The following is a 22,939-nucleotide window of genomic DNA, read 5'->3' as shown; positions in this document are numbered from 1 at the left end:
GATATCCTCTATTCGACGATTGAAGTCGCAAGCGGCGTCGGTTCCGCGCCGGCCTCGAAGCGCAATGCCCTGGGAAGCGAAGCGCTCTGCATGTCGGCGAGCGTGATGCTTGCCAGCGCCTCGCTGATCGCGTCATTCACCACGCCCCAGCGCCCCGCCATCGGGCAAAGCGGCTGGCTTTCGCACGACAGCCCCGCCCCTTCGACGCAGGCGGTCATCGCGATCGGGCCATCGATCGCCACGATCACGTCCGCGACCGGGATGGCGGCGAGCGACCGGATCAGCCGATAGCCGCCATGCGCCCCGCGCTGGGATGCAACGAGGCCGCTCTGCGCCAAGCTCTTGAGAACCTTGGCGACGGTGGGTTCGGGTATCCCGGTGGAAGCGGCGATGCTCGGCGCGGTCTCGACCTTATCGGCCTGCGCGAGCCGCACCAGCACCACCACCGCATAGTCTGTCAGGCGCGATAATCTCAACATGGCTCACTCGATTGCGGACAAACCCGGTCCTGTTTCCGAAATGGGCCATCGCAGCGCGTCCGTCAAGGCCGATTCGACCCTTGATTTGGTTGAATCAGGCCTGCCCGCCCGCCGCCGGTTCGAGAATCCGCCGGACCGCCGGCACCAGCGCAGCCGCGTCGTCGATCATGATCGGCGCTTCGGCGCGGCCGTAGCCCCAGGTGACGAAAATCGCCGGCACCTCAAGGCCGGCGGCGGTCGCCAGATCGTTGGGATGATCGCCCACCATCACGGCGTGGTGTTTCGGTGCGCCCAGTCCGTCCAGCACGGCGGCCAGATGGCGCGGATCGGGCTTGCGATAAGGTGTTGCGTCGCCGCCGATCACCACGCCGAAAAATCGCTCCAGACCGAGCGCCGACAGCACTTTTCGCGCCGAAGCCTCCGGTTTGTTGGTGCACAGGCCGAGCCGGTAGCCGAGCGATGCCAGGGACGCGACCGCTTCCGGGATGCCCGGATAGGGCTCGGTCAGATCGGTCACATGCGCCTCGTAATCGGCGAGAAATTCCGCCTCGTCATCCTCGCCCGGTTCGAGGCTGCGGGCGGCATAGCCGCGTTTGAGCAGCATCCTGGCACCATCGCCCACCATGGGGGCGACATCGGCGCGCGCGATCGGTCCGGTATTATGGCGCGCGAGCGAGCGGTTGAGCGCCGCCGCGAGGTCCGGCAGGCTGTCGATCAGCGTGCCGTCCAGATCGAACACCACCGCCCTGGCATCATTCATGACATACTCCGAAACCCGATGTGACACGCCAACCCTTTGACACAGGCCGGCGCGCGGGGCTACCGCTTCGCGCATGCAACACGTCGCCGTGATCCTCGCCGCCGGCCTCGGCACCCGCATGAAGTCGAAACTGCCGAAAGTGCTGCACCGGATCGCGGGGGTGCCGATGCTGTCGCACCTCGTCCGCGCGGCGGAGCCGAAATTCGACCGGATCGTGGTGGTCACCGGCCCGGACATGAAGACGGTTGCCGAGGCCGCCGCCCCGCACGAGGTCATCGTCCAACACGAGCGCCGCGGCACCGCCGATGCCGCTCGCGCCGCCGCCGGCCGCTTCGGCGACGGCGTGGTGACGATCATCTATGGCGACAACGCGCTCGTCACCGGCGCCACGCTCGGCCGGCTTCGCGCGCGGCTGGCCGATGGCGACGCGGCGATGGCCCTGCTCGGCACCCGCCCGCCCGAACCCGGCGCGTATGGCCGTATCGTGGGCGATCCCGGTTTCGCGACGCGCATTGTCGAATACGCCGAGGCGACCGAGGCCGAGCGTGCCATCCCGCTCTGCAATGTCGGCGGGTTTTCCGCCCGTGCCGATAATCTGCGCCGCTGGCTGGGCAAGATCGGCGACGCCAATGCGAAGGGCGAATTCTACCTCACCGATCTGGTCGCCGTCGCCCATGCGGAGGGTGCGCGCGTCGCGGTGATCGAGGCGCCGTGGGACGAATGCCGGGGGGTGAATTCCCGTGCCGAACTTGCCGCCGCCGAGGCAACGATGCAGGCGCGGTTGCGCGCGACGGCACTCGCCGCCGGCGTGACCATGACCGCACCGGAAACCGTCTTCTGCTCCGCCGATACCGCATTCGCCCCGGATGTCGTGGTCGAGCCGCATGTGGTGTTCGGACCCGGCGTGCTGATCGAGGAAGGGGCGACGATCCGCGCCTTTTCGCATCTCGAAGGCTGCACGATCGGGCCGGGCGCGATCATCGGCCCCTACGCGCGGATCAGGCCGGGAAGCATTGTGGGGGATGGTGCGCATGTCGGCAATTTCGTCGAGTTGAAAGCGGCGCGGCTCGGTGCCGGGGTGAAGGCCAACCATCTCACCTATCTCGGCGATACCGAGATTGGCGCGCGCAGCAATATCGGCGCCGGCACCATCACCTGCAATTACGATGGCTATGCGAAACATCGCACGACAATCGGCGCGGATGTGTTCGTCGGCTCCGATGTCGCCCTGGTGGCACCGGTTTCGGTGGGCGACGGCGCCATCATCGGCGCGGGCAGCGTCATCACCGAGAATGTCGAGGCCGATGCGCTGGCCATCGCGCGCGGCCGTCAGGTCACGAAATCCGGCCGCGCGGCCACGATCCGATTAACAAAAGGAAAACACTGATGTGCGGCATCGTCGGCGTTATCGGCAAGGACGCGGCGGCGCCTTTGTTGCTCGATGGCCTCTCCCGCCTCGCCTATCGCGGCTATGACAGTGCCGGAATTGCCACACTGGTGAACGGAAAGATCGACCGGCGCCGCGCCGAGGGCAAATTGCGCAACCTCGCGGGAGCGCTTGAGGCCCGTAAGCTCGACGGCGCCACCGGCATCGGCCACACGCGCTGGGCGACGCACGGCGCCCCCACCGAGGCCAACGCGCATCCGCACGGTACCGATCGGGTCGCCGTGGTGCATAACGGCATCATCGAGAATCATGCCGCGTTGCGCACCGAACTTGAAGCCGAAGGCCAGGTTTTTCTAACCGAGACCGATACCGAAACCGTGGCGCAACTGGTCGATCTGCATCTCGCGCGCGGCATGGCGCCGATCGAGGCCGCCGCCGCCACATTCCGCAAACTCGAAGGCGCCTATGCGCTTGCCTTGATCTTTGCCGATCACCCGGAGTTGATCATCGGCGCGCAGCGTGGCGCACCTCTGGCGGTTGGTTATGGCGAAGACGAAATGTATCTCGGCTCGGACGCGCTGGCGTTAGCGCCACTGACCCGCCGCATCGCCTATTTGCAGGATGGGGATTGGGTGATCGTTTCCCGCACCGGCGCGGAATTCCGCGACGAGGCGGACCGCAAGGTGGAACGGGAAATCAAGCTGACGCGCCTGACCGGCGCCTCGATCGGCAAGGGCAATTTCCGTCACTTCATGGAAAAGGAACTGCACGATAACCCGGTGATGATCGGCGACACGCTCAACCGGATGATCGATCCGGCGACGCGGATGCCGGTGCTGCCCGATCTCGCGATCGATCTCGCCGCGATTCCGCGCATCACCATTTCGGCCTGCGGCTCGGCCTTCTATGCCGGGCTGACGGCGCGTTACTGGCTGGAGGAATACGCCCGCATCCCGGTCGATGCCGATGTCGCCAGCGAATTCCGCTATCGCGCCCCGCCGCTCGCGCGCGACCAGCTCGGCCTGGTGGTCAGCCAGTCGGGCGAAACCGCCGATACCATGGCCGCGTTGCGCTACATGAGGCAGCTTGGCTGCAAGGTCATGTCGGTGGTCAACGTGCCGGAAAGCACGATGGCGCGCGAGAGCGACCTCTTGCTGGAAACCATCGCGGGGCCGGAAATCAGCGTGGCGAGCACCAAGGCCTTCACCGCGCAACTCACGGTGCTGGCCGGCTTCACCCTGGCGCTCGCCCGCGCGCGCGGCACACGCGACGATGCGACGATCGGCGCCCTCGTCTCGGCACTGATGGAACTGCCGGCCAAGGCCGCACAGGTGCTCAACGACGACGAGATCATCCGCGCGCTGGCCGCCGAGATCCAGGATGCGCGCGACGTGCTGTTTTTCGGCCGTGGCTCGATGATGCCGATCGCGCTCGAAGGCGCTTTGAAACTCAAGGAACTGAGCTATATCCACGCCGAAGGCTATCCGGCCGGCGAGATGAAGCACGGACCGATCGCGCTGATCGACCCTTCGGTGCCGGTGATCGCGGCGATCCCCTCCGGCCCGCTCTTCGAAAAAACCGCGTCCAACCTTCAGGAAGCGGCGGCGCGTGGCGGGCATATCATCGTGTTCAGCGACAAGGAAGGCGCGGCCAAACTCGCCGGTATCGCCACACGCACGATCATCCTGCCCGATTGCGATCCGTTCGTGGCACCGATTCTGTACGCGATTCCGGTGCAGTTGCTCGCCTATCACGTGGCGATGCTGAAGGGCACCGATGTCGATCAGCCGCGCAACCTCGCGAAATCGGTCACGGTGGAATAGAACGCGGCGGCATCGTCGATATCGCGCAAATGGCGCAGATAGCGGATGCGATGGCCCGCAAAATTGGCGATCGTGTCGTCCAGCGCATGGGAACTCGACCAGCGTACATTGCCGAACGGCGCGGCCGGCCGGCGTCCGGTCATGCCGATCAGCCAGTAGCCGCCATCCATCGCCGGGCCGAATACCGCGTCGCACCCACGCAGCTTGCGTAAACCTTCGCGAATATCGACCGCACAAATACCGGGAATGTCGCTGCCGATCAGAACCACACGGCGGCGCGGAAACGTTCGGAACGCACGCGCCATTCGCGCGCCGAGATCGCCGCGTCCTTGCCCTATTCTGCGATATCGCGAAGCGAGATCGTCGCGCGCCCGATTCGGCGTGATCGCGATCACCACGTCAACGCCGCGCAAGTCGCGCAATTCGCGCAGCAATCGCGACAATGCGTTCCGATGAAAGCGCAGCGCCTCCCGCACACCGATATCCCGCGCCAGCCGCCGCTTGACCGTGCCGAGGCGCGGCGCGCGCGCAAAGACGATGACCACGGGCCGGCTCATCGCCGATATCGCGCGGCAAGAACCTCCGGGTCCGCGCCCGCGAAAAACCGCGCAAGCCGCCACATATTGCGCGCGGATCGCATGAACCAGCCATCGCGCATATAAGCCGACGCATCGGTCATCGCGATCACGTCCATCGGCGCGAGCCGGTCTCGCCTAAGCGCGCGCGCAAGCGCGACATCCTCCATCAGCGGCAGGAACGGCATGCCGCCGATCAAATCCAGCAGCGCGCGCGGGATCAGAAGTGCCTGATCGCCATAGGGCAGGCCCAGAAACCGGCTGCGCCAGTCAGCGAGTTTCTCGACGATGCGGGCACGCGGATCGGCACTCGCGAAGCGCAGCCTGCCATAATAAGCGAAACATTTTCCGCTCGCGATGGCACGTCGAACGCCCACGCACCAGCCCGGCGCCAGCACGGTATCGGCGTGCAGAATCAGCAGCCATTGTTCCCGGCTCGCCGCGACCCCGGCGGCAATTTGCGCGCCTCGGCCACGTGGTGCGGCGATCACAACCGCGCCCGCCGCCCGCGCGATGTCGCATGTCGCATCGTCGCTGCCACCGTCCGCGACGATGATCTCGCCGATCAACGCGCCGCCCTCGCGCAACGACGCAAGCGTCGCGGGCAGGTGCTCCGCCTCGTTCAGCGCGGGGATGACGACCGCGATCTTACCCCCGTCGCCAGGCATGGTATTTTTCAAGAATTGCGAGTCCCCGCGCGGAGGCGTGCTTCTGCCGCCAGGCACCGGCGACCGCGCGCACCGCCTCGCTCCGCGTGGGATAAGGATAGATCGCGCCGAGCAGTTTTTTTAGACCGAGCTTGTGCTGCATGGCAATGGTGAAGCCGGCGAGCATCTCGCCGGCATCCGCGCCGACGATGGTGGCGCCGAGGATGCGATCCTTCCCCGGCACGGTGAGCACCGAGACGAACCCTTGTGGCGTGCCCTCGATGATCGCGCGATCGAGATCGGCAAGCTCGTAGCGCGTTTCCTCGAACACGATGCCGGCTTCGCGTGCGGCGCTTGCGTTCAGCCCCACCCGCGCGACCTCGGGCGCGGTGAACGTGACCGCGGGTATCGCGCGATAATCCGGCCTGAACCGCCATATGCCCCCAAACAGCGCATTGAGCGCCGCGAAACCGCCCTGATACCCGCCGGCATGGGTGAATTGAAACGGGCCGGACACGTCGCCGCAGGCAAGAATGTTCGGTAATATCGTGCGCAGATACGCGTCGGTCTCGACCACGCCGGCGTCACCCATCGCAATCTCCAGCGCCTCAAGTCCGAACCCTTCGGCGCGCGGCTTGCGTCCGACGGCAACCAGAATGCGGTCAAACGCAATTCTGCTGCTGTTGCCTTGCGATTCGGCGATCAAGGCAAAACCGGCATCGTCCCGGTCAGCTCGCACGGCGCGATGCCCCGTCAGCACGCGCACACCATCGGCGCTCAGCGCGTCGCGGATCATCGCCGATACGTCGTCATCCTCGCGAAGCAGAACACGATCGGCGAACTCCACCAAGGTCACTTCGGCGCCGAGCCGGGCAAACCCTTGCGCCAGTTCGCAGCCGATCGGGCCGCCGCCGAGCACGACGAGGCGGCGCGGCAATTCCGCCATATCCCAGATCGTCTCGGAGGTAAGGTAGGGCGCCTCGGCAAGTCCTGGAATCGGCGGGATGATCGGTGCAGCGCCCGTCGCGATAATGATGCCGCGCGTGGTGATGATTTCGCCATCGACGCGCACCGACCACGGCGTTTCGATCATCGCCCTGCCCTGCCGCACATCGATGCCCATGGAAGCGTAGCGCGCGACCGAATCATGCGGTGCGATCACGGTGATCGCTTCACGGATACGCATCCGCGCCTCGGTGAAGCTCAGCCCCTCGCGCGCCGACCGCAGCAGCGATTTCGATGGCACACAGCCGGTATTCAGGCAATCGCCGCCCATGTGCCCGGCTTCGATCAATGTCACCTCGGCGCGCAACGCGTTAGCAACGTAGGCACTGACAAGCCCGGCCGATCCCGCGCCGATCACCACCACGTCGCGGTCGAACCGGCGCGGTCTTTGCCAGCGCGTATAGATACGTTTGCGCGCCAGCGCATCGCGCAGGCGGGTCGCGGCGATCGGCAGGATCGCCAGCAGCAGCAGGCCGATCAGCAGGCGCGGCGGCAGAATTTCCCCGCCCTCGCCAAGCCGTGCCAATCCCACACCCGCGTTCACATAGATGATCGTTCCCGGCAACATGCCGAACTGGCTCGCCCAGTAGAACCGCTTGAGATCGAGCCGCGTCAGCCCGGCAAGAGTGTTGATCAGCACGAACGGCACTGCCGGTACCAGGCGCAGCGACAGAATGTAGAACGCGCCATCGCGCGCGACGCCGCGATCGACCCGCTCGAACATCGCGGGGAAACGCGATGCCGCCCAATCGCGCAGCAGGAATCGCGACACCAGAAAAGCGATCGAAGCGCCGATGCTCGCCGCGAAAGAGACCAGAACAACGCCTTCCGCAAGGCCGAACAACGCGCCGGCGCCAAGCGTCAATGCGGCCGCACCGGGCACCGACAGGCCGGTCGCTACCACATAGAGCGCGAAATACAGCGCAAAACTCTCGACCGGATGCAATGCGATGAACCGTCCGAGTAGGGCCAGATGCGCGCGCAACGCGGCAACGGTCAAAACGTGCGCGCCACCCAGCGTGAAGAACAGGACGAAGACGATCGCGATCGCGCCCGCCGCGAACCAGCGCAACCAGGATCGACGTATGGGTCCGCTCATCGTGCGCCCGAGCAGGATGCGCCGCCGAAAACGCAGAATTGCGCGCAATGCCGGTGATCGATCGTCACCGCGCGAGATGCTTCGCGCAGCGTCGTCCCCAGGCTGAACCGCTCCTCATAGGGCAGCAAGGTGCAGGAGACGATTTCGGGCATCGCACTGCCCTTGCGATGCACCACCATGCGCGAGGTGCGGCACATCGCATCCCGCCCGCGCCGGCGCATCGCCCGCCACGCCGTCTCGGTGACGATCGGTACCGTGCCGGTCCCGGTCATCTCGGGAAACAGCACGAGTGCGGCTGGATCGGATGCATCGATCGGGATGTCCAGGACGTTGAAAAGCGCCGCGAACCCCGCGCGCATCGCGGCCTCGTCCTCGGTGCCGGAATCGAGCCTCGCCGCGACCGAAAGCGCGAAACCCTCCCGCGCCAGCCAGCGCAGCCCGTCGATCGCCGGTGTCCAGGTCGCATCGCCGCGCAGCCGTTCATGGCCAGCCTGCGTGTAGTGGTCGAGCGAAACCCGAATCGCGAGGCGCTGCCCATGTGCCGCGCGCAACGCGCGCAGCGCATCGCCATGGCGCCGCATCGGGCGCATCGCATTGGTCAGCACCAGCGCCCGATAACCGCGTGTCAGCGCGGTTCCGATCATCGCGACGATGTCGGGATTCATGAAGGGCTCGCCGCCGGTAAAGCCGATTTCCCGCAGGCCGGGATACAGTCCCGCCGCCTCATCGAGAACGGTCTCGAACGCGGCGCGGGTAAGATAGATCAGCCGGTCGTTGCGCGGGCCGCTCTCGATATAGCAGCCTTCGCACGCGATGTTGCACAAGGTTCCGGTATTGAACCAGAGTGTTTCCAGCGCGTCGAGTTCGACCGAAGCGGGCGGACTATCGGACAATCCGGCGGAAGCGGCCGGCGCCGTCTCGGGCCAGGCGATCGGCTCGGGGCTCAGGGGCGTCGCGGTCGCCGCCTGCTCGGCGATGGGCAGAATGTCGAAACTCGGCCAGATGCCGGTCTCGATCGCATCCGCGTAGTCTTCCGGCAGCCCCGCCGCGCGCATCGCCGCCGCCGCCGCGCGATAATCGTAGCCGAGCGGATGGACCGCGAGCGAAAAACCATCGCGGCGCGGCGTGAGTATCGAATACCAGCCGCGCGACGTGCCGTCGTTCGCCGGCAGGCCGATCGCGCCGGCATTGTGCCAGATCCGCCCGCCGACGATGCGGGTGAACCCGAGCCCGCAATGCCCGCCGATCACGCCGTCGGTGCCGGCAAGCGCAATCTCGGCGGCGAACCCGGCGTCATCGTCTGAAGCGAACAGGAAGCGGTTGATCCGGCTCGGCGCGCCGTGGACGATGGCGAGCCGCCGGCCGCCGATGATCAGGTCGATCCGGCGCGGCAGCATTGCCATGAACCGCCGCGCCTCGTCGGTGATCCGCGCCGCCGCGAAATCGAACCAGGCGGCGGAGAGCCGGTCGCACGCACTGCCGGAAACAAAACCGCAGCCGCAATCCGCCGCGCCAGCCGCGAGCTGCTCCTCGCAATTGCCCATCACGATCGCCACACCGGCACCGCGCAGCCGGTCGAGCGTCGCTCTCGGATCGGCGCCATAGGCGATCACGTCCCCGGTGCAGATGATGCGCGCGGGCGGAATACCGTGCCGATCGGCGGCTGCGAGTAGCGCTTCGGTCGCCTGCAGATTGCTGTAGCTGCCGCCGAACGCCAGCACCGGCTCGTCGGCGTGAATCACCGGCATGTCGGACGGAAGCGCGAACGCGGTGGCGTCAGGCATCGGCGATGGTTTCCAATGCAAGCCCGCGCGCCTCGATCCCGCCGCCAAACCGCCAGACCAGGATCACCGCGGCACCCAGAAGCCAGAACCCGGCGAGCAGCAGCAATGCCGCCTTCATGCTGAAACTCCCGGCATAGGCGACCAGAAACGGCGAAGCCATGGCGCCGATCCGTCCCACCGCGACGCTCGCGCCGATCCCGGTGGCGCGCAGCGTCGTGGGGAAAAGTTCGGAAAAGGTCGGATAGGCGGCGATCCAACTTCCGGTGGCAAGGCAATTGACCAGGGCGAACCCGGCCATGATCGCGCCCGCGCCCAGGCCGGTGATGGCGGCAAAGCCGATCGTGCCGATCGCGGTGGCGAGATAGAAGCCGCCGACGGTCCAACCCCTGCCGATCCGGTCGAGCAGGGCCGCGGCGGCGAAACCGCCCGCCAGCGCGCCGAGGCTGCCGGCAAGGTAGAATACCGGCAGGCGCGCCGCCGGCAGGTGCAGCGCGGGCAGAACGACGATGGGCAGAAAGGCGAACAGCCCGTAATAGCCGGAGGCTTCGGCGAAATCGAGCAGTGCGCCCAGAGCGAGTCGGCCGGGATGGCGGCGGATCAGGGTTGCCAGCATGGCGCCCTGAAAGCCGACCCGCCGGCGGAACGGCGCCGCCTCGGGCGCGGGCAGCCGGGTCAGCCCGGCCTCGATCGCGTCGATCACGGCGTGCGCCTCGTCCGTCCGGTCCACCGCGATCAGCCAGCGCGGGCTTTCAGGCAGATGCCGGCGCAGCCATGCCGCCGACAGGGCGATCACCCCGCCGAAACCGAACACCACACGCCAGCCGAGATCGGGCGGCACGGCGGAGAGCACCAGCCAGGACAGGAGCGCGGCGGCGAGGCTGCCGACCGGCCAGAAATTCAGCACGATCGCGGCGGCGCGGCCGCGCGAGCGGCTCGGCACCAGTTCGGTGATCGCCGCGTTGATCGCGGCATATTCGGCGCCGACCCCGATGCCCGCGAGCAATCTCAGGGCGAGAAGCGCCGCGAGGCTCGGGGCAAAGGCGGTGGCGAGCGTCGCGATGCCGTAGAGAACCAGGCTCGCGAGAAACACGCGGCGGCGGCCATACCGGTCGGAGAGAATGCCGAACCCGGAAGCGCCGAGCATCAGCCCGGCAAACCACGCGGCAAGGATCACGGACATCGCGTCGGCACCGAGATGGAACCGGCTGCGCAACGCACCCAGTACATTGCCGATCAGCGTGACCTCGAACGCATCCATCGCCCAGCCCATGCCGAACAGCAGCACCACAACGGTATGAAACCGGTTCCAGGGCAGATCGGCGAGCCGGGCGAGGGACGGGCCGGAACGAGCGGATTGATCGGTATCGGTCATGGCGGCGGCTCCGGTCCCTCGGTCGATGCAACCGGACCATACAGGCGGAAACCATCCGCGTCCCCTGGAGTATTCGCCATCCCATTATTTTTACCCACACGATGATGATCCGGCGCAAGATGCGTTATCCTGCTTCAAGCCGCGCCGATCGCGCAAAACGGAGAGTGCGCCATGCCGAACGCTTTCGCCCGCCTCTGCCTCGGCTTCGCCGCCGGGGTGATCTCGGTTCTCGTCTTCCATCAAGGCATGTGGGAAGCCTTGCATCTGGCCGGCATGATGCCGCCGCCCTACCCGACCGGCCCGGTGCCGCCGTTCGGCGTGCCGGCGATTCTCGATATGTGCTTCTGGGGCGGCGTATGGGGCGCGGCGTTCGGGTTGGTGCTGCCCGCCTTGCCGCGCGCGCCGCTCTGGGTGCTCGGGCTCGGGCTCGGCGTCGCGGCGGCGCTGACCGGGATTTTCATCGTACCGCTGATCAAGGGGCTGCCGGTGTCGCACAACCTGGCTGCCGGCGTGTTCGAGCGGTCGTTCCTGATCAACGGATGCTGGGGTATCGGCGTCGGGCTGATCCTTCCGCTGCTGATGCGCGGATCATCGCGTCGGCGCGCGCGAATCGCCTGACATCCCTGCCCCGACCGTCCGGCGGGCGAAGGCGAAACCGAGCGCATGAAAAAAGGCGCGCTGCGCGGCATCCGCCCCGGCGCCATGACCGCCTTCCGCCTGTTCATAATAGAGCGCGTCATAGCCCATGGCCTGCAGTGTCGCGGCCATCTTGCGCGCGTGGCCCGGATGCACCCGGTCGTCGCGCCGCGTGGTGTTGATGAACACCGGCGGATAATTCCGCCCTGGCTCGACCAATTGATAGGGGGAAATTTCCCGCAGGAATGCCCAGTCCTCGGGTTTGTCCGGGTCGCCATATTCCGCGATCCAGGAGTGCCCGGCGAGCAGCTTGGTGTAGCGCTTCATGTCGAGCAGCGGCACCGCGCACAATATCGCGCCAAACGCCTCGGGATGCCTTGTCAGCATATTGCCGACCAGCAGCCCGCCATTGCTGCCGCCGGAACCGAGGATGCGGGAGGGCCGCGCAAGGCCGCGTTCCACAAGATCGGCGGCGACGGCGGCGAAATCGTCCTGGGCAACCTTTTTGCCCTCGCGAATGCCCGCCTTGTGCCAGTCCGGGCCGAATTCGCCGCCGCCGCGAATGTTCGCCTGCACGAATGCGCCGCCTTTCGCGCACCACAGCGCGCCCTGAGCCGCGAGATAACCGGGCGTCAGCGATACCTCGAACCCGCCATAGCCGGTAAGATAGACCGGCCAGCCACCTTCCGGCGGCGGCGCGTCGGGGCTGACGACGAAATACGGAATCGCCGTGCCGTCCCGCGCGGTGGCTTCATATTGCCGCACCTCCAGGCCCGATGCGTCGAACTGCGGCGGCAGGCGCTTCAGCACCTCCGGCTTCGCGTCCGGGCCGCCGAGCATCAGCGCATCGGGCGCGAGAAATCCGCCCACATCGAACAGAAGCGTCTCGGACTCGGGGTCATCCGGTGCGAGTTGCCGCACATGAACGGCACTGTTCGCCGGCAAACCTTCGATCGGACGGTGCCGCCAGCCATCTTCCGCATCGGCGAATTCGATCGTGCTCGCGACATTGTCGAGAATCGCGAGCACGATGCAAAATTTGAGATTGACCCAGCTTTCGAGCGCACGCCGTGCGCCCGGCGCATAAATCGCCGCGAAATCGTGCGACCCGGCAAGGAAGTTTTCGATGGTGATGGCAAGAAGGCTGCCCGCCGCGAACGTCTTTTCGTTGATAATCCATTCCGACCGGAGGCGGACCAGCATTCGCCGGTGCCCGATATCGATATCGGCATCGATCGGAAGATCGAGTTTCACGCGCGGGCCCCCGTCCGGCTGATAATGATACTCCGCCCGATAGAATTCGATGGTTCGGACGAACAGCGTGAAACGGTGCGCCGGATCATGGCTCCGATAGACCGAAGCGGCTATGTCGGTCGGCTCGACCTCGAACACGATGGGCGCGTCTTCCAGCCGGGTGCCGCGCCGCCAGCGCCGCACCGTGCGGGCATAGCCCGATTCGGTGGTATCGCCGCCATGGGCTGTCGCGATCAGGATCGTGTCGGGATCGTCCCAGACCGCCGAGGTTTTGGCGACCGGCACGGTAAATCCATCGCTCGTGAAACGCCGTGCGGCAAGGTCGAATTCGCGCAGCATTCCGGCGTCCGACCCTCCGGCCGACAGATGGATCAACGCCCGGTCATGGGCGGGTGGCAGGGTTTGCGCGCCGTGCCAGACCCAGCTTTGGCTCTCCCTGTCGCAGAGTTCGTCGAGATCGAGCAGGATGTCCCAATTCGGCGTTTCGTGCCGGTAGTCGTCGAGCGTCGTGCGCCGCCAGACGCCGCGCTTGTGGCCGGTATCGGTCCAGAAATTATAGACCTGTCCGCCGCGCTGGACGATGGCGGGGATGCGCGTGTCGGCGTCGTAAATCGCGGTCAGCGCGGCTTTGTCGGTGTCGAAACCGGCATCGCAGAGCCGTTCGCAGGTGCGCCGGTTCTGCGCCTCGACCCAGGCGACAGCGCGGTCACCATCGATCTCCTCGAGCCAGAGATAGGGGTCGTCGAATTCGGCGATGTCGTTCATCCGCCGATTAGACCGCGCCCCCGCGGCCAGGTCCACCGTGAGGGCGCCGGAATCGGTGATCAGTAACCAGGCCCGCCATTGTAATAGCCGGGCGGCGGCGGCGGGTTATTATTGTAATAGCCGGGCGGCGGCGGAGGCGGGTTGTTATTGTAATAGCCGCCCTGATTGCCGTTACCGCCATTGTAATAGCCGGGCGGTGGCGGTTGCGGCGTGGTCAGCGCGCCGCCGAGCGCACCCACGGCGCCGCCGATCAGCGCGCCGGCCGCCGGGCTGCCGCCGGTCGCTGCCCCGATCGCGGCACCCGCACCGGCGCCGATCGCACCGCCGCCGAGCGCCCTTTGGGTCGGGCTATAGGGGTTGGTGCAGCCGGCCAGCCCGAGCGCGGTCACGATCACCGCTCCGGTCAGGCCGATCCGGCGCGCGCGCCGTGCGTTCATGCTCATGGTCATGGTCTTCTCCTCCATCGAACCACCCATCAGATAGGCACGAATCATGGCCGGCGCAGGGTCGAAATGTGGCAACGCCGCGGGGCCGGCTATCGCCAAGCTGCCTTGCGGCTCGGGGTCAATTCATGGGCGACGAAGAGCGGGCCGACCAGAAGATAGCGAAGATCGTCGAAAAACGAGGGTTTCCGCCCCTCCAGATGATGGCCGACGAACTGGCCGATCCAGGCGAGCACGAAAATCGCCACCGCCGCCGCGAGCCGCTCGCCCGGCGGCACCAGCACGAGCCAGACGACGAGCATCGCCACCATCATCACCGCCATGGTCGCCGCCGCCCGGATGCCCACCGCGCGATCCGGGTCGATCCGGGCGTAATAGACGGTCGCGACGATCATCGCGGCGATGGCGACGAGGATGTTCAGCGCCATCAGCAGCCCGATCACCGCGAACACGATGGCCGGCACGCAGATGCAATGGATGATGACGTTGCGCCGGTCCCGATGGCTTTCCGCGTAATGTGCGAGCTTGGCCTGCAGGGTCGTTTCCATGCCGGGTTCATATCACGGCTGATCCGGCTTGTTTAGTTTTTTGTTCGCAACCGCGCCGGTCACCTGCCCGTTCTTCTTGAACGCGACCGGCAGCACGAAGGCGACCATGGGTGGCGAATTCTTCGGCAATTGCCTGACATGGCCTTTCTGGAGCTGGGCAAGGATTTTCCGGTCCAGCGCCGTGTTGCCCGAGGACCGGGCGACGGAGACCGCGACGATAGCGCCGGCGCGGTTCACGATCATTTCATAGAACCCGACACGGGTGACGCCCGGCTCGCGGAGCAATTGCGCCGCCTGCCGGGCGATCGCCTGTCGCGCGGCGGCGGACAACGCGGGCGGCGGCGCGCCATCCGCCAGGGCGAGGGCGGGCAGCAGCAGCCAGATCAAGGCCAGGCAAACCGGATAGCGCATCGAGAAGCCTTTCGCGATCGTCGAATTACGCTGACATCAAATAAGGCATCCGTCGAATTCGACGACCATCGAACCGAATCCGGGTCCGGGATGGCGGCTCGCAATCGGCCCCGCCGGTCCCCACCTTCCGGTCAGTGTGCAGTCAGGAGGTCAGGATGGGCAAGATTCTTATCGTCACCACGTCGCATACCAGCATTCCGGGCACCGACGACGCGACCGGCGTGTGGTACGAAGAGCTCGCGGCGCCGTATTGCGCCTTCGCCGATGCCGGGTACCAGGTCGCGCTCGCCTCGATCCGCGGCGGCGAGGTGCCGATCGACGCCAGAAGCCTCGCCGAAACGCCGCTGCCCGAGCCGGTCCGGCGCTTCCACGACGATCCCGCCGCGATCGAGGCGGCGCATCACAGCAAGCCCGCCACCAGTGTCGATCCGGGTGATTTCGAGGCGATTTTCCTGCCCGGCGGCCATGGCACGATGTGGGATTTTCCGAACAATCCCGTCCTCGCGACACTGATCGCCACCATGCTGGACGCGGGCAAGATCGTCGCCTCGGTGTGTCACGGGCCGGCCGGGTTCATCGGCGTGACCCGTCTCGACGGGTCGCCGCTGATCAAGGGCCGCTCGATCACCTGCTTTTCCGACAGCGAGGAGCGCGCGGTGCATCTGGACGACAAGGTGCCGTTCCTGCTGGAAACCACGCTGCGCGGTCTCGGCGCGCAGGTCTCGGTCGGTCCCGATTTCACCCCGCACATCATGGAGGACGGCAATCTGCTGACCGGGCAGAACCCGAAATCCTCCGAACCCCTGGCTCAGGCGGTGATCACCGCGCTGAAGGCGAAGCAGACCAAGGCGGCGTAGCCCTACAATGCTCCGCCTCGGCGGCCCACGGCGGCGCCGAGCCGCAGGCGCAGCGCGTTCAGCTTGATGAATCCGGCGGCGTCCTGCTGGTTGTAGGCGCCCTGGTCGTCCTCGAACGTCACCATGCGGGCCGAATACAGCGAGTTCGGACTCTCCCGCCCGGTGACGATCACGTTACCCTTGTAGAGTTTGAGCCGCACGCGGCCCGCCACCGAATGCTGGCTGGTGTCGATCAAAGCCTGGAGCATCCGGCGCTCCGGGGAGAACCAGAACCCGTTATAGATCAGCTCAGCGTAGCGCGGCATCAGACTGTCCTTGAGATGCGCCGCTTCGCGATCCAGGGTGATGCTTTCGATCGCGCGATGTGCCGCGAGCAGGATGGTGCCGCCGGGGGTTTCATAGACGCCGCGCGATTTCATCCCGACGAAACGGTTTTCCACCAGGTCGAGCCGGCCGATCCCGTTGTCGCGCCCCAGCGCGTTCAGCCGGGTGAGCAGGGTTGCCGGCGACAGGGTTTCGCCGTTCAGGCCGACCGGATCGCCTTCGGCAAAATCGATGCTGATCTCGGTCGCGATATCGGGCGCGGCTTCCGGGCTGATGGTGCGCTGATAGACGATCTCATCGGGTTCCTGGGCCGGATCTTCGAGGATTTTGCCCTCCGAGGAGGAGTGCAGCAGGTTGGCGTCGACCGAAAACGGAGCCTCGCCGCGCTTGTCCTTGCTGATCGGGATTTGATGGGCCTCGGCGAATTCGAGCAGCCTGGTCCGGCTGGTCAGGCTCCATTCGCGCCACGGCGCGATCACCTTCACGTCGGGCTTGAGCGCGTAATAGGCGAGTTCGAAGCGCACCTGATCGTTGCCCTTGCCGGTCGCGCCGTGCGCCACCGCGTCGGCCCCGACCGCTTCGGCGATTTCGATCTGGCGCTGGGCGATCAGCGGGCGGGCGATCGAGGTGCCGAGCAGATACTGGCCCTCGTAGAGCGCATTGGCGCGGAACATCGGGAACACGAAGTCGGCAGTGAAGGTTTCGCGGAGATCCTCGACGAAAATCTCCTTGATGCCGAACAATTCGGCCTTGCGGCGCGCGGGTTCGAGTTCCTCGCCCTGGCCGAGATCGGCGGTGAAGGTGACCACCTCGGCGTTGTATTCGGTCTGCAGCCAGCGGAGGATGACGCTGGTATCCAGCCCGCCCGAATAGGCGAGCACCACTTTCTTCACACTCTTGTCGGCCATCGCAACAATTCTCCTCGGCTGGGACGCGACCTATCAGCCGGCTGACGCTCTGCCAAGCGCGGATCAGGTTTGCGTGACCGGCGGTTTCGCGCCGCCGACCAGCCGGCGGACCTTGGCGGCGGTTGCCGGCGTGTTCCAGTCGCCCGCGCCTTCCAGCCGGGCGACCATGTCGCCCTTTCGGTCGATCAGAACGGTGAGCGGAATGCCGTCGACATGAAACGCCGCCAGCGCGCTCGACGAAGGGTCGACCAGCACCGGCAACCCCTCGATATGATGCTTCGCGTAATAGGGCTCGACCGCGCGCGCGCCGCTTGAATCGACCGAAATCGGCAGAACCCTGATCCCGTCGGGCAGCAGCACCTTGTTCAAGGCCGCGAGCGTGGGCAATTCGCGGGTGCAGGGGCCGCACCAGGTCGCCCAGAAATTCACCACCAGCCCCTCGCCGCGATAATGCGCGAGGGTGAGGCGCCGCCCACCCGCGTTCATGAAGTGAAACGGCGGCGGCGGCACCGGCATGATCTCGCCGAGCGCGCCAGCCGCGTCGGGCAGGTCCGAAGCACGGGCGGATTTGCCGAACCCGGCCAGCGAAGCTAATCCTGGCGCTGCCAGACCCGCGCCGATTGCCGCGAAATGCCGCCGAGATAATGTGAGTGCCATGGACCGCCGAACTCCGAAAACCGATATGCCTCCCCCCATCTCTGGCGCGGCATCCGCCCGGCTGCAATGGGCCAATCTGCAATGGGGCGGCCGGTTCGCCGAAGGCCCCGCCGCGATCATGCAGGCGATCAACGCCTCGATCGGTTTCGATTACCGGCTGTGGCGCGAGGATATTGCCGGAAGCCTCGCCCATGCGGCGATGCTGGCGAAGCAGGGCATCATTTCCGAGGCCGACGAAGCGGCGATCCGCCAGGGTCTGAGCGAAATCGGTGCCGCGATCGCGGAGCAGAAATTCACCTTCGATCCGGCGCTGGAGGACATCCACACCAATATCGAGGCCTGGCTGGTCGGCCATATCGGCGAGGCCGGGCGTAGGCTGCACACCGGGCGCAGCCGCAACGACCAGGTGGCGACCGATTTCCGGCTCTGGGTGCGCGCGGCGGTCGATGCGCTGGACGGGCAGTTGCGCGATCTGATGCGCGCCCTGGCCGGGCGCGCGGCGGAACATGCCGCGACGATCATGCCCGGTTTCACCCATCTGCAGACCGCCCAGCCGGTGACGTTCGGGCATCACCTGCTCGCCTATGTGGAAATGCTCGCGCGCGACCGGGGCCGGCTCGCCGATTGCCGGGTTCGGCTGAACGAATGCCCGCTGGGGGCGGCCGCGCTGGCCGGCACCACCTTCCCGATCGACCGGGCGATGACCGCGCGAACGCTCGGCTTCGACCGGCCCACCGCGAACTCGCTCGATTCGGTGTCCGACCGGGATTTCGCGATCGAGTTTCTCGCGGCGCTGTCGATCCTGGCGATGCATCTCTCGCGCTTCGCCGAGGAAATCGTGATCTGGACCAGCGCACCCTATCGATTTGTGCGGCTGTCGGACGCGTTCACCACCGGCTCCTCGATCATGCCGCAGAAGCGCAACCCGGACGCGGCGGAGCTGGCCCGCGCCAAAACCGGGCGGATTTTCGGCGCGCTGACCGGCTTGCTCACGGTGATGAAGGGCCTGCCGCTCGCCTATGCCAAGGACATGCAGGAGGACAAGGAGGCGGTGTTCGACGCCGCCGATGCCGCCGAACTGGTGCTCGCGGCGATGGCGGGGATGGTGCGCGACATGCAGCCGGACCCGGCGCGGATGCGCGCGGCGGCGGGGGCGGATTACGCGACCGCGACCGATCTCGCCGATTATCTGGTGCGCGAACTCGGTCTGCCGTTCCGCACCGCGCATCACGCGACCGGCCGGATCGTGAGCGCGGCCGAGGCTCGCGGGCTGGAGCTGGCGGATTTGCCGCTGGCGGCAATGCAGGAGATCGAGCCGCGCATCACGGAAAAAGTGTTCGAGGTGCTGACCGTCGAGGCTTCGGTCGCCGCGCGCAGCGCCCAGGGTGGCACCGCGCCGGAGAATGTCGCGCGCGAGGCCGCGCGGTGGCTGGAGGCCCTGGCATGAGGCCGGTTCTATTGCTTGCCCTGCTCGCCTGTCTTGCTCTGGCGTCCTGCGGTCGGGCGGGTGCCCCCTCGCCGCCCGGCCCGGCGAGCGCGATCACCTATCCGCACCAGTATCCATCGAACTGACGATGGACGCTCTCGCGCGCGATCGGGAATGGCACCGGCTGATCGCTGCAAGGCCGGGTCTGGCCTGGAACGCAATGGCCGGGCTGGGTTTCGAGGATGTTCCGCTAGCCGCGATCGCGGCGGAGCACGGCACGCCGTGCTGGGTTTACGGCGCCGACACGCTGCGCGCGCGGCTCGCGACCTTGCGCGACGCCTTCGCCGCCGAAGGGCTGGCGCCCGCGATCCGCTACGCGGTGAAGGCGAACGACCATCTGGCGATCCTGTCGGTCCTGCGCATGGACGGCGCGGGCGCCGATGTGACCAGCACAGGCGAATTCGCTCGCGCCGAAGCCGCCGGCATCGCGCCGGGAGCGATGGTGTTCTCGGGCGTCGGCAAACGGTCTGACGAGATCGAACGGGCGATCGGCGCCGGGATCGGCCAGATCAACGTCGAGAGCGCGGAAGAACTCGGCATGATTTCGGCAATCGCATCCGCGATGGGACGGACGACGCCGGTTTCGCTGCGGGTGAACCCCGATATCGAAGCCGGGGCGCATGACAAGATCAGCACCGGGCGGGCGGGCGATAAATTCGGTATCGCCTATAGCGATGCGGTATCGCTCTATCGTCATGCCGCGGCGCTGGCCGGCATCGCGCCTTGCGGGTTCTCCACCCATATCGGCAGCCAGATTTTTTCGCCCGAGCCGTTCGAGGCGGCGTACCGGCGCGTGCTCGATCTGATCGATGCGCTGCGCGCCGACGGGGTTGCGGTCACCCGGCTCGACCTCGGCGGCGGATTTGGGATTCCCTATGACGACGGCATTGCGTTCGCGCTGCCCCCCTACGCGTCGATGGTGCGGCGCGTGGCGGGCAACCGGGGGTTGGAGCTGATCGTCGAACCAGGCCGCTGGCTGGTGGGACCGGCGGGGCTGCTGCTGGCACGGGTAACCCTGGTCAAGCGCACGGCGCAACAACGTTTCGTGGTGCTCGATGCCGGGATGAACGATCTGCTGCGCCCGGCCTTGTACGACGCGCGGCACGGCATCGTGCCGGTGAGTGCCGTGGATGCCGCCGGCGTCGCGCATCCCGCCGAGGTGGTCGGGCCGGTGTGCGAGAGCAGCGACCGGTTCGGCGATTATGCGCTGCCGGAGCTCGCACCCGGCGCGCTGGTCGCGATCCTCGATGCCGGTGCCTATGGGGCGGCGATGAGCAGCACCTATAATGGACGGCCCTTCGCCGCGCAGCTCTTGATCGAGCGTGGAACGCCCCATGTGATCAGGATGCGGCAAGGCATCGAAGATCTATGGCGCGACGAGATCGTGCCCGACCGGCTGGGATAGATGGTCTCCCGCCTCGCCCGGTTGCGCAGGCGGGCGCGCATCGTGCTCTGGGTCGAGGCCCTGGCGATCGCGGCGATGGTGCCGGTCGGGGTGATTGTGCTGTTCCTGATCCTCGCCCTGACCGGTGCGGGCGGCTGGATCGTCGACATTCTGGGGCTGGCCGGGCTGGCCGCGACGGTCTGGCAGGCGTATCGGCGCTTCCGCGCGCCCGAGCCGGCCGCGATCGACCGGCGGATCGAGCGCGATTCGGGGCTGGCGCACCGGCCGATCGCGGCGATCGAGGACCGTCCCGCGCCGCTCGAGGGTGCCGAGGCGCCGTTATGGGCGGCGTATCGCGCGCGGCTGGACCGGGCGATCGCGGGTGCGAAGGTGGGTGTGCCGGCGCCCGATTTCGCGGCGCACGATCCGTTCGCGCTGCGCGCCTTGCTGCTGCTGGGGCTGATCGCCGCCTGGATCGCCGCCGGGCCGCAGGCAGGGTCGCGGCTTGCCGGGCTCCTCGCCCCGCCGCGCCTGTTCGCCGGCCCCGCCATGTCCGTGCAGGCCTGGATCACGCCGCCGCGCTGGACCCGCGGGGCGCCGCGCCTGATCGGCGCGCGGGACCGGATCGTTCATGCCCTGGCCGGTTCCTCGCTCTCGCTGATCGTGACCGGCGCGGGCGGCGGCGCGCCCGCCGCCTGGATCGGCGGGAAACCTCTCGGCTTCGCCACGCTCGACCGGGGCAGCTACCGGGCGACGCAGCCGCTCCTGGTCTCGACGCGCGTGGTTGTCGGGCCGTTCTGGCATCGCGCGGCACGGTTCCGCATCGACGTGACGGCACCCACACCGCCGCTCATCGGTTTCACCGTCCCGCCGCATCCCGATGCGGACGGCAGGCGGATCGATCTGTCGTGGCGGGCCGAGAGTCGCTACGGGCTGAAATCCCTGGCATTGCGCTACCTTCCGGTGTCCGCGCCGAATGCGCGCACGGAAAGCGCCTCGCTCGCTCGCGGCAAACGCCTGTCGGGCGCGGCGCGGCTCGACCTGCTCGCGAGCCCCTATGCCGGGCTCGCGGTGTCCGGCCGGCTCGCCGCGATCAATCCGGCCAATCTGACTGGGCGATCGGCGGAGGCGAAATTCACCTTACCGGCACCGCATCTGGTCAATCGCACGGCGCAGGCGCTGGAAGACGTGCGCCGTGCCCTGGCGCTGACCCCGACGCTGCGCCCCGCACTGGCGAAAACGCTCATCGCGATCGGCCAGTCGCCGCCGGGGGCGGTGACGCCGGGAACCGGCAAGGCGATCCGGCGATTCGCCGCGGCTTTCGCCGCCGGCGGCGGCAAGGCCGCGCATCCCGAGGCGCAGCTCTGGACCCTGGTGCAGCGCGCCGAACAGGGCGCGGCATACCGGTCGGCGCAGCAGCTCGACGCCGCGCGGCGCGCGCTGGAACAGGCCCTCGAGCGCGCGCTGGATGGGCGGCCGGAGACCGCGCGCCAGTTGCGCGCCCTGCTCGATCGGCTGAACCGGACCACCGAAGCGCATCTTTCGGCCCTGGCACAGCAGGCACAGGCGCGGAATCAACAAGCGCAGCCGATGTCGATGTCGGCGATCGACCGGCTGGCCCAGCGCATCGCCCATGAAGCGGCTGCCGGAGAAGAAGCGCAGGCGCGGCGCGACATGCGCCGGCTGCGCCACATGCTGAACCAGTTGCAGAACGCCGCGCCGATGAGCGCGGCCCAGGCGGCGGCGCAACGGGCGGAGCAGAACGCCGCCCAGGCATTGTCGCGCCTGATGCGCCGGGAATCCCGGCTGATGGACCGCACCGGACGGCGCAGCCTGCCGCCGATGGGCAATACCGCCGGACAGAAACCCGGACCGCGCAGTCAGGCGCTCGCCCAGGAACAGCAAGGCTTGCAAATGGCCCTGCAGGCGATCCGGCGGGCGATGGCGAATGCCGGCCTGCCCGCGATGCCGGAACTCGGCAACGGCAAGCGGGCGATGGCAGGCGCGGAAGCGCATCTCAAGGCCGGCGACCGCGCGGGCGCGGTGCCGCCGGAACGCGCCGCGATCACAGCATTGCAGCAGGCTTCCGGCGCGCTGCAATCGATGCAGGCGGGGCATGGCACCGGCGGCGGGCCGGTCGGGCTTGGCCGGCATGCGCCGGGCGGCCATGGCGAGTTCGGCAATGAGAATCGTGGCGTGCTGAGCCTGGGCCGGGCCGGCGCGCATTCGGAGGCGCGGCAGATCGAGAACGAACTGATCCGGCGCGACGCCGAGCCCGGCCTGCCGCCGCCGGCGCATCTTTATTACCACCGGCTGCTGGGCAATCGTTTCTGAT

Annotated in this window: 21 protein-coding genes; 8 read left to right on the top strand and 13 right to left on the bottom strand. The window is 67.4% G+C overall.

Annotated features, from left to right (window positions below; all coding sequences use genetic code 11):
• Positions 1-8: 8 nt before the first annotated feature.
• Together L2A60_RS08630 and L2A60_RS08625 are read right to left on the bottom strand one after the other, a co-directional pair.
• On the bottom strand, positions 9-479 hold the full coding sequence (locus tag L2A60_RS08630) for an SUF system Fe-S cluster assembly regulator (protein ID WP_235703976.1): 471 nt from the start codon (positions 477-479) through the stop codon (positions 9-11).
• Positions 480-573: 94 nt separating this feature from the next.
• Positions 574-1,239 carry an HAD family hydrolase gene (locus L2A60_RS08625; RefSeq protein ID WP_235703975.1) on the bottom strand — a complete coding sequence of 222 codons (666 nt, stop codon included), beginning with the start codon at positions 1,237-1,239 and terminating at the stop codon, positions 574-576.
• A 73-nt stretch (positions 1,240-1,312) separates the two neighbouring features.
• Here L2A60_RS08625 and glmU point away from each other — a divergent pair, with 73 nt between their 5' ends.
• Both glmU and glmS read left to right on the top strand, forming a co-directional pair.
• Entirely contained in the window at positions 1,313-2,626 is a 1,314-nt protein-coding gene (gene glmU / locus L2A60_RS08620; RefSeq protein ID WP_235703974.1) for a bifunctional UDP-N-acetylglucosamine diphosphorylase/glucosamine-1-phosphate N-acetyltransferase GlmU, read from the top strand.
• On the top strand, positions 2,626-4,449 hold the full coding sequence (gene glmS, locus L2A60_RS08615) for a glutamine--fructose-6-phosphate transaminase (isomerizing) (protein WP_235703973.1): 1,824 nt from the start codon (positions 2,626-2,628) through the stop codon (positions 4,447-4,449). The genes glmU and glmS overlap by 1 nt, the downstream gene beginning before the upstream one ends.
• Here glmS and L2A60_RS08610 read toward each other — a convergent pair.
• The 5 genes from L2A60_RS08610 to L2A60_RS08590 are packed head-to-tail and all read right to left on the bottom strand — an operon-like array spanning position 4,410 to position 10,931.
• Positions 4,410-5,006, bottom strand: a complete 597-nt coding sequence (locus tag L2A60_RS08610; protein WP_235703972.1) for a TIGR04282 family arsenosugar biosynthesis glycosyltransferase — start codon at positions 5,004-5,006, stop codon at positions 4,410-4,412. The genes glmS and L2A60_RS08610 overlap by 40 nt on opposite strands.
• A complete protein-coding gene (locus tag L2A60_RS08605; RefSeq protein ID WP_235703971.1) occupies positions 5,003-5,692 on the bottom strand; it encodes a glycosyltransferase in 690 nt (229 codons plus the stop codon). Before L2A60_RS08605 ends, L2A60_RS08610 begins: the two co-directional genes overlap by 4 nt.
• Positions 5,673-7,775: an FAD-dependent oxidoreductase gene (locus L2A60_RS08600; protein WP_235703970.1), complete on the bottom strand. Its 2,103-nt coding sequence runs from the start codon at positions 7,773-7,775 to the stop codon at positions 5,673-5,675. Before L2A60_RS08600 ends, L2A60_RS08605 begins: the two co-directional genes overlap by 20 nt.
• On the bottom strand, positions 7,772-9,559 hold the full coding sequence (locus tag L2A60_RS08595) for a radical SAM protein (protein WP_235703969.1): 1,788 nt from the start codon (positions 9,557-9,559) through the stop codon (positions 7,772-7,774). Before L2A60_RS08595 ends, L2A60_RS08600 begins: the two co-directional genes overlap by 4 nt.
• Positions 9,552-10,931, bottom strand: a complete 1,380-nt coding sequence (locus L2A60_RS08590) for an MFS transporter (RefSeq protein ID WP_235703968.1) — start codon at positions 10,929-10,931, stop codon at positions 9,552-9,554. The genes L2A60_RS08595 and L2A60_RS08590 overlap by 8 nt, the downstream gene beginning before the upstream one ends.
• A gap of 171 nt (positions 10,932-11,102) precedes the next feature.
• Here L2A60_RS08590 and L2A60_RS08585 point away from each other — a divergent pair, with 171 nt between their 5' ends.
• The gene (locus tag L2A60_RS08585) at positions 11,103-11,549 is read left to right on the top strand and encodes a hypothetical protein (RefSeq protein ID WP_235703967.1); all 447 of its coding nucleotides are present in this window, start codon (positions 11,103-11,105) and stop codon (positions 11,547-11,549) included.
• Here the strand turns inward: L2A60_RS08585 and L2A60_RS08580 are convergent.
• Genes L2A60_RS08580 through L2A60_RS08565 form a run of 4 tightly spaced genes read right to left on the bottom strand, consistent with a single transcriptional unit; the run spans position 11,520 to position 14,988 of the window.
• Positions 11,520-13,586: a prolyl oligopeptidase family serine peptidase gene (locus L2A60_RS08580; protein WP_235703966.1), complete on the bottom strand. Its 2,067-nt coding sequence runs from the start codon at positions 13,584-13,586 to the stop codon at positions 11,520-11,522. The genes L2A60_RS08585 and L2A60_RS08580 overlap by 30 nt on opposite strands.
• Positions 13,587-13,645: 59 nt before the next feature.
• A complete protein-coding gene (locus L2A60_RS08575) occupies positions 13,646-14,080 on the bottom strand; it encodes a hypothetical protein (RefSeq protein ID WP_235703965.1) in 435 nt (144 codons plus the stop codon).
• Between the two features lie 41 nt (positions 14,081-14,121).
• Positions 14,122-14,577 (bottom strand): Mpo1 family 2-hydroxy fatty acid dioxygenase, encoded by a 456-nt coding sequence (locus tag L2A60_RS08570; protein WP_235703964.1) that lies wholly within the window; start codon positions 14,575-14,577, stop codon positions 14,122-14,124.
• Between the two features lie 12 nt (positions 14,578-14,589).
• Positions 14,590-14,988, bottom strand: coding sequence for an energy transducer TonB (locus L2A60_RS08565; RefSeq protein ID WP_235703963.1), 399 nt, complete (start codon positions 14,986-14,988; stop codon positions 14,590-14,592).
• 155 nt (positions 14,989-15,143) lie between these two features.
• Between L2A60_RS08565 and L2A60_RS08560 the strand changes: the two genes are divergently transcribed.
• The gene (locus L2A60_RS08560; RefSeq protein ID WP_235703962.1) at positions 15,144-15,845 is read left to right on the top strand and encodes a type 1 glutamine amidotransferase domain-containing protein; all 702 of its coding nucleotides are present in this window, start codon (positions 15,144-15,146) and stop codon (positions 15,843-15,845) included.
• A gap of 2 nt (positions 15,846-15,847) precedes the next feature.
• Here L2A60_RS08560 and L2A60_RS08555 read toward each other — a convergent pair whose 3' ends face one another.
• Both L2A60_RS08555 and L2A60_RS08550 read right to left on the bottom strand, forming a co-directional pair.
• Entirely contained in the window at positions 15,848-17,077 is a 1,230-nt protein-coding gene (locus L2A60_RS08555) for an argininosuccinate synthase (protein WP_235703961.1), read from the bottom strand.
• A gap of 63 nt (positions 17,078-17,140) precedes the next feature.
• On the bottom strand, positions 17,141-17,734 hold the full coding sequence (locus tag L2A60_RS08550; RefSeq protein WP_235703960.1) for a TlpA disulfide reductase family protein: 594 nt from the start codon (positions 17,732-17,734) through the stop codon (positions 17,141-17,143).
• A gap of 25 nt (positions 17,735-17,759) precedes the next feature.
• Here L2A60_RS08550 and argH point away from each other — a divergent pair, with 25 nt between their 5' ends.
• The 4 genes from argH to L2A60_RS08535 are packed head-to-tail and all read left to right on the top strand — an operon-like array spanning position 17,760 to position 22,938.
• The gene (gene argH / locus L2A60_RS08545) at positions 17,760-19,181 is read left to right on the top strand and encodes an argininosuccinate lyase (RefSeq protein WP_235703959.1); all 1,422 of its coding nucleotides are present in this window, start codon (positions 17,760-17,762) and stop codon (positions 19,179-19,181) included.
• Positions 19,178-19,306, top strand: coding sequence for a hypothetical protein (locus L2A60_RS20585; RefSeq protein ID WP_262311937.1), 129 nt, complete (start codon positions 19,178-19,180; stop codon positions 19,304-19,306). Before argH ends, L2A60_RS20585 begins: the two co-directional genes overlap by 4 nt.
• A 2-nt stretch (positions 19,307-19,308) precedes the next feature.
• Positions 19,309-20,625, top strand: a complete 1,317-nt coding sequence (lysA, locus tag L2A60_RS08540) for a diaminopimelate decarboxylase (RefSeq protein WP_235703958.1) — start codon at positions 19,309-19,311, stop codon at positions 20,623-20,625.
• Entirely contained in the window at positions 20,626-22,938 is a 2,313-nt protein-coding gene (locus L2A60_RS08535; protein WP_235703957.1) for a DUF4175 family protein, read from the top strand.
• The last annotated feature ends 1 nt before the right edge of the window (position 22,939 follow it).

This window comes from Acidiphilium iwatense, assembly GCF_021556475.1.
GTDB lineage: Bacteria > Pseudomonadota > Alphaproteobacteria > Acetobacterales > Acetobacteraceae > Acidiphilium > Acidiphilium iwatense.
This window is presented reverse-complemented; position numbering and strand designations above follow the sequence as displayed.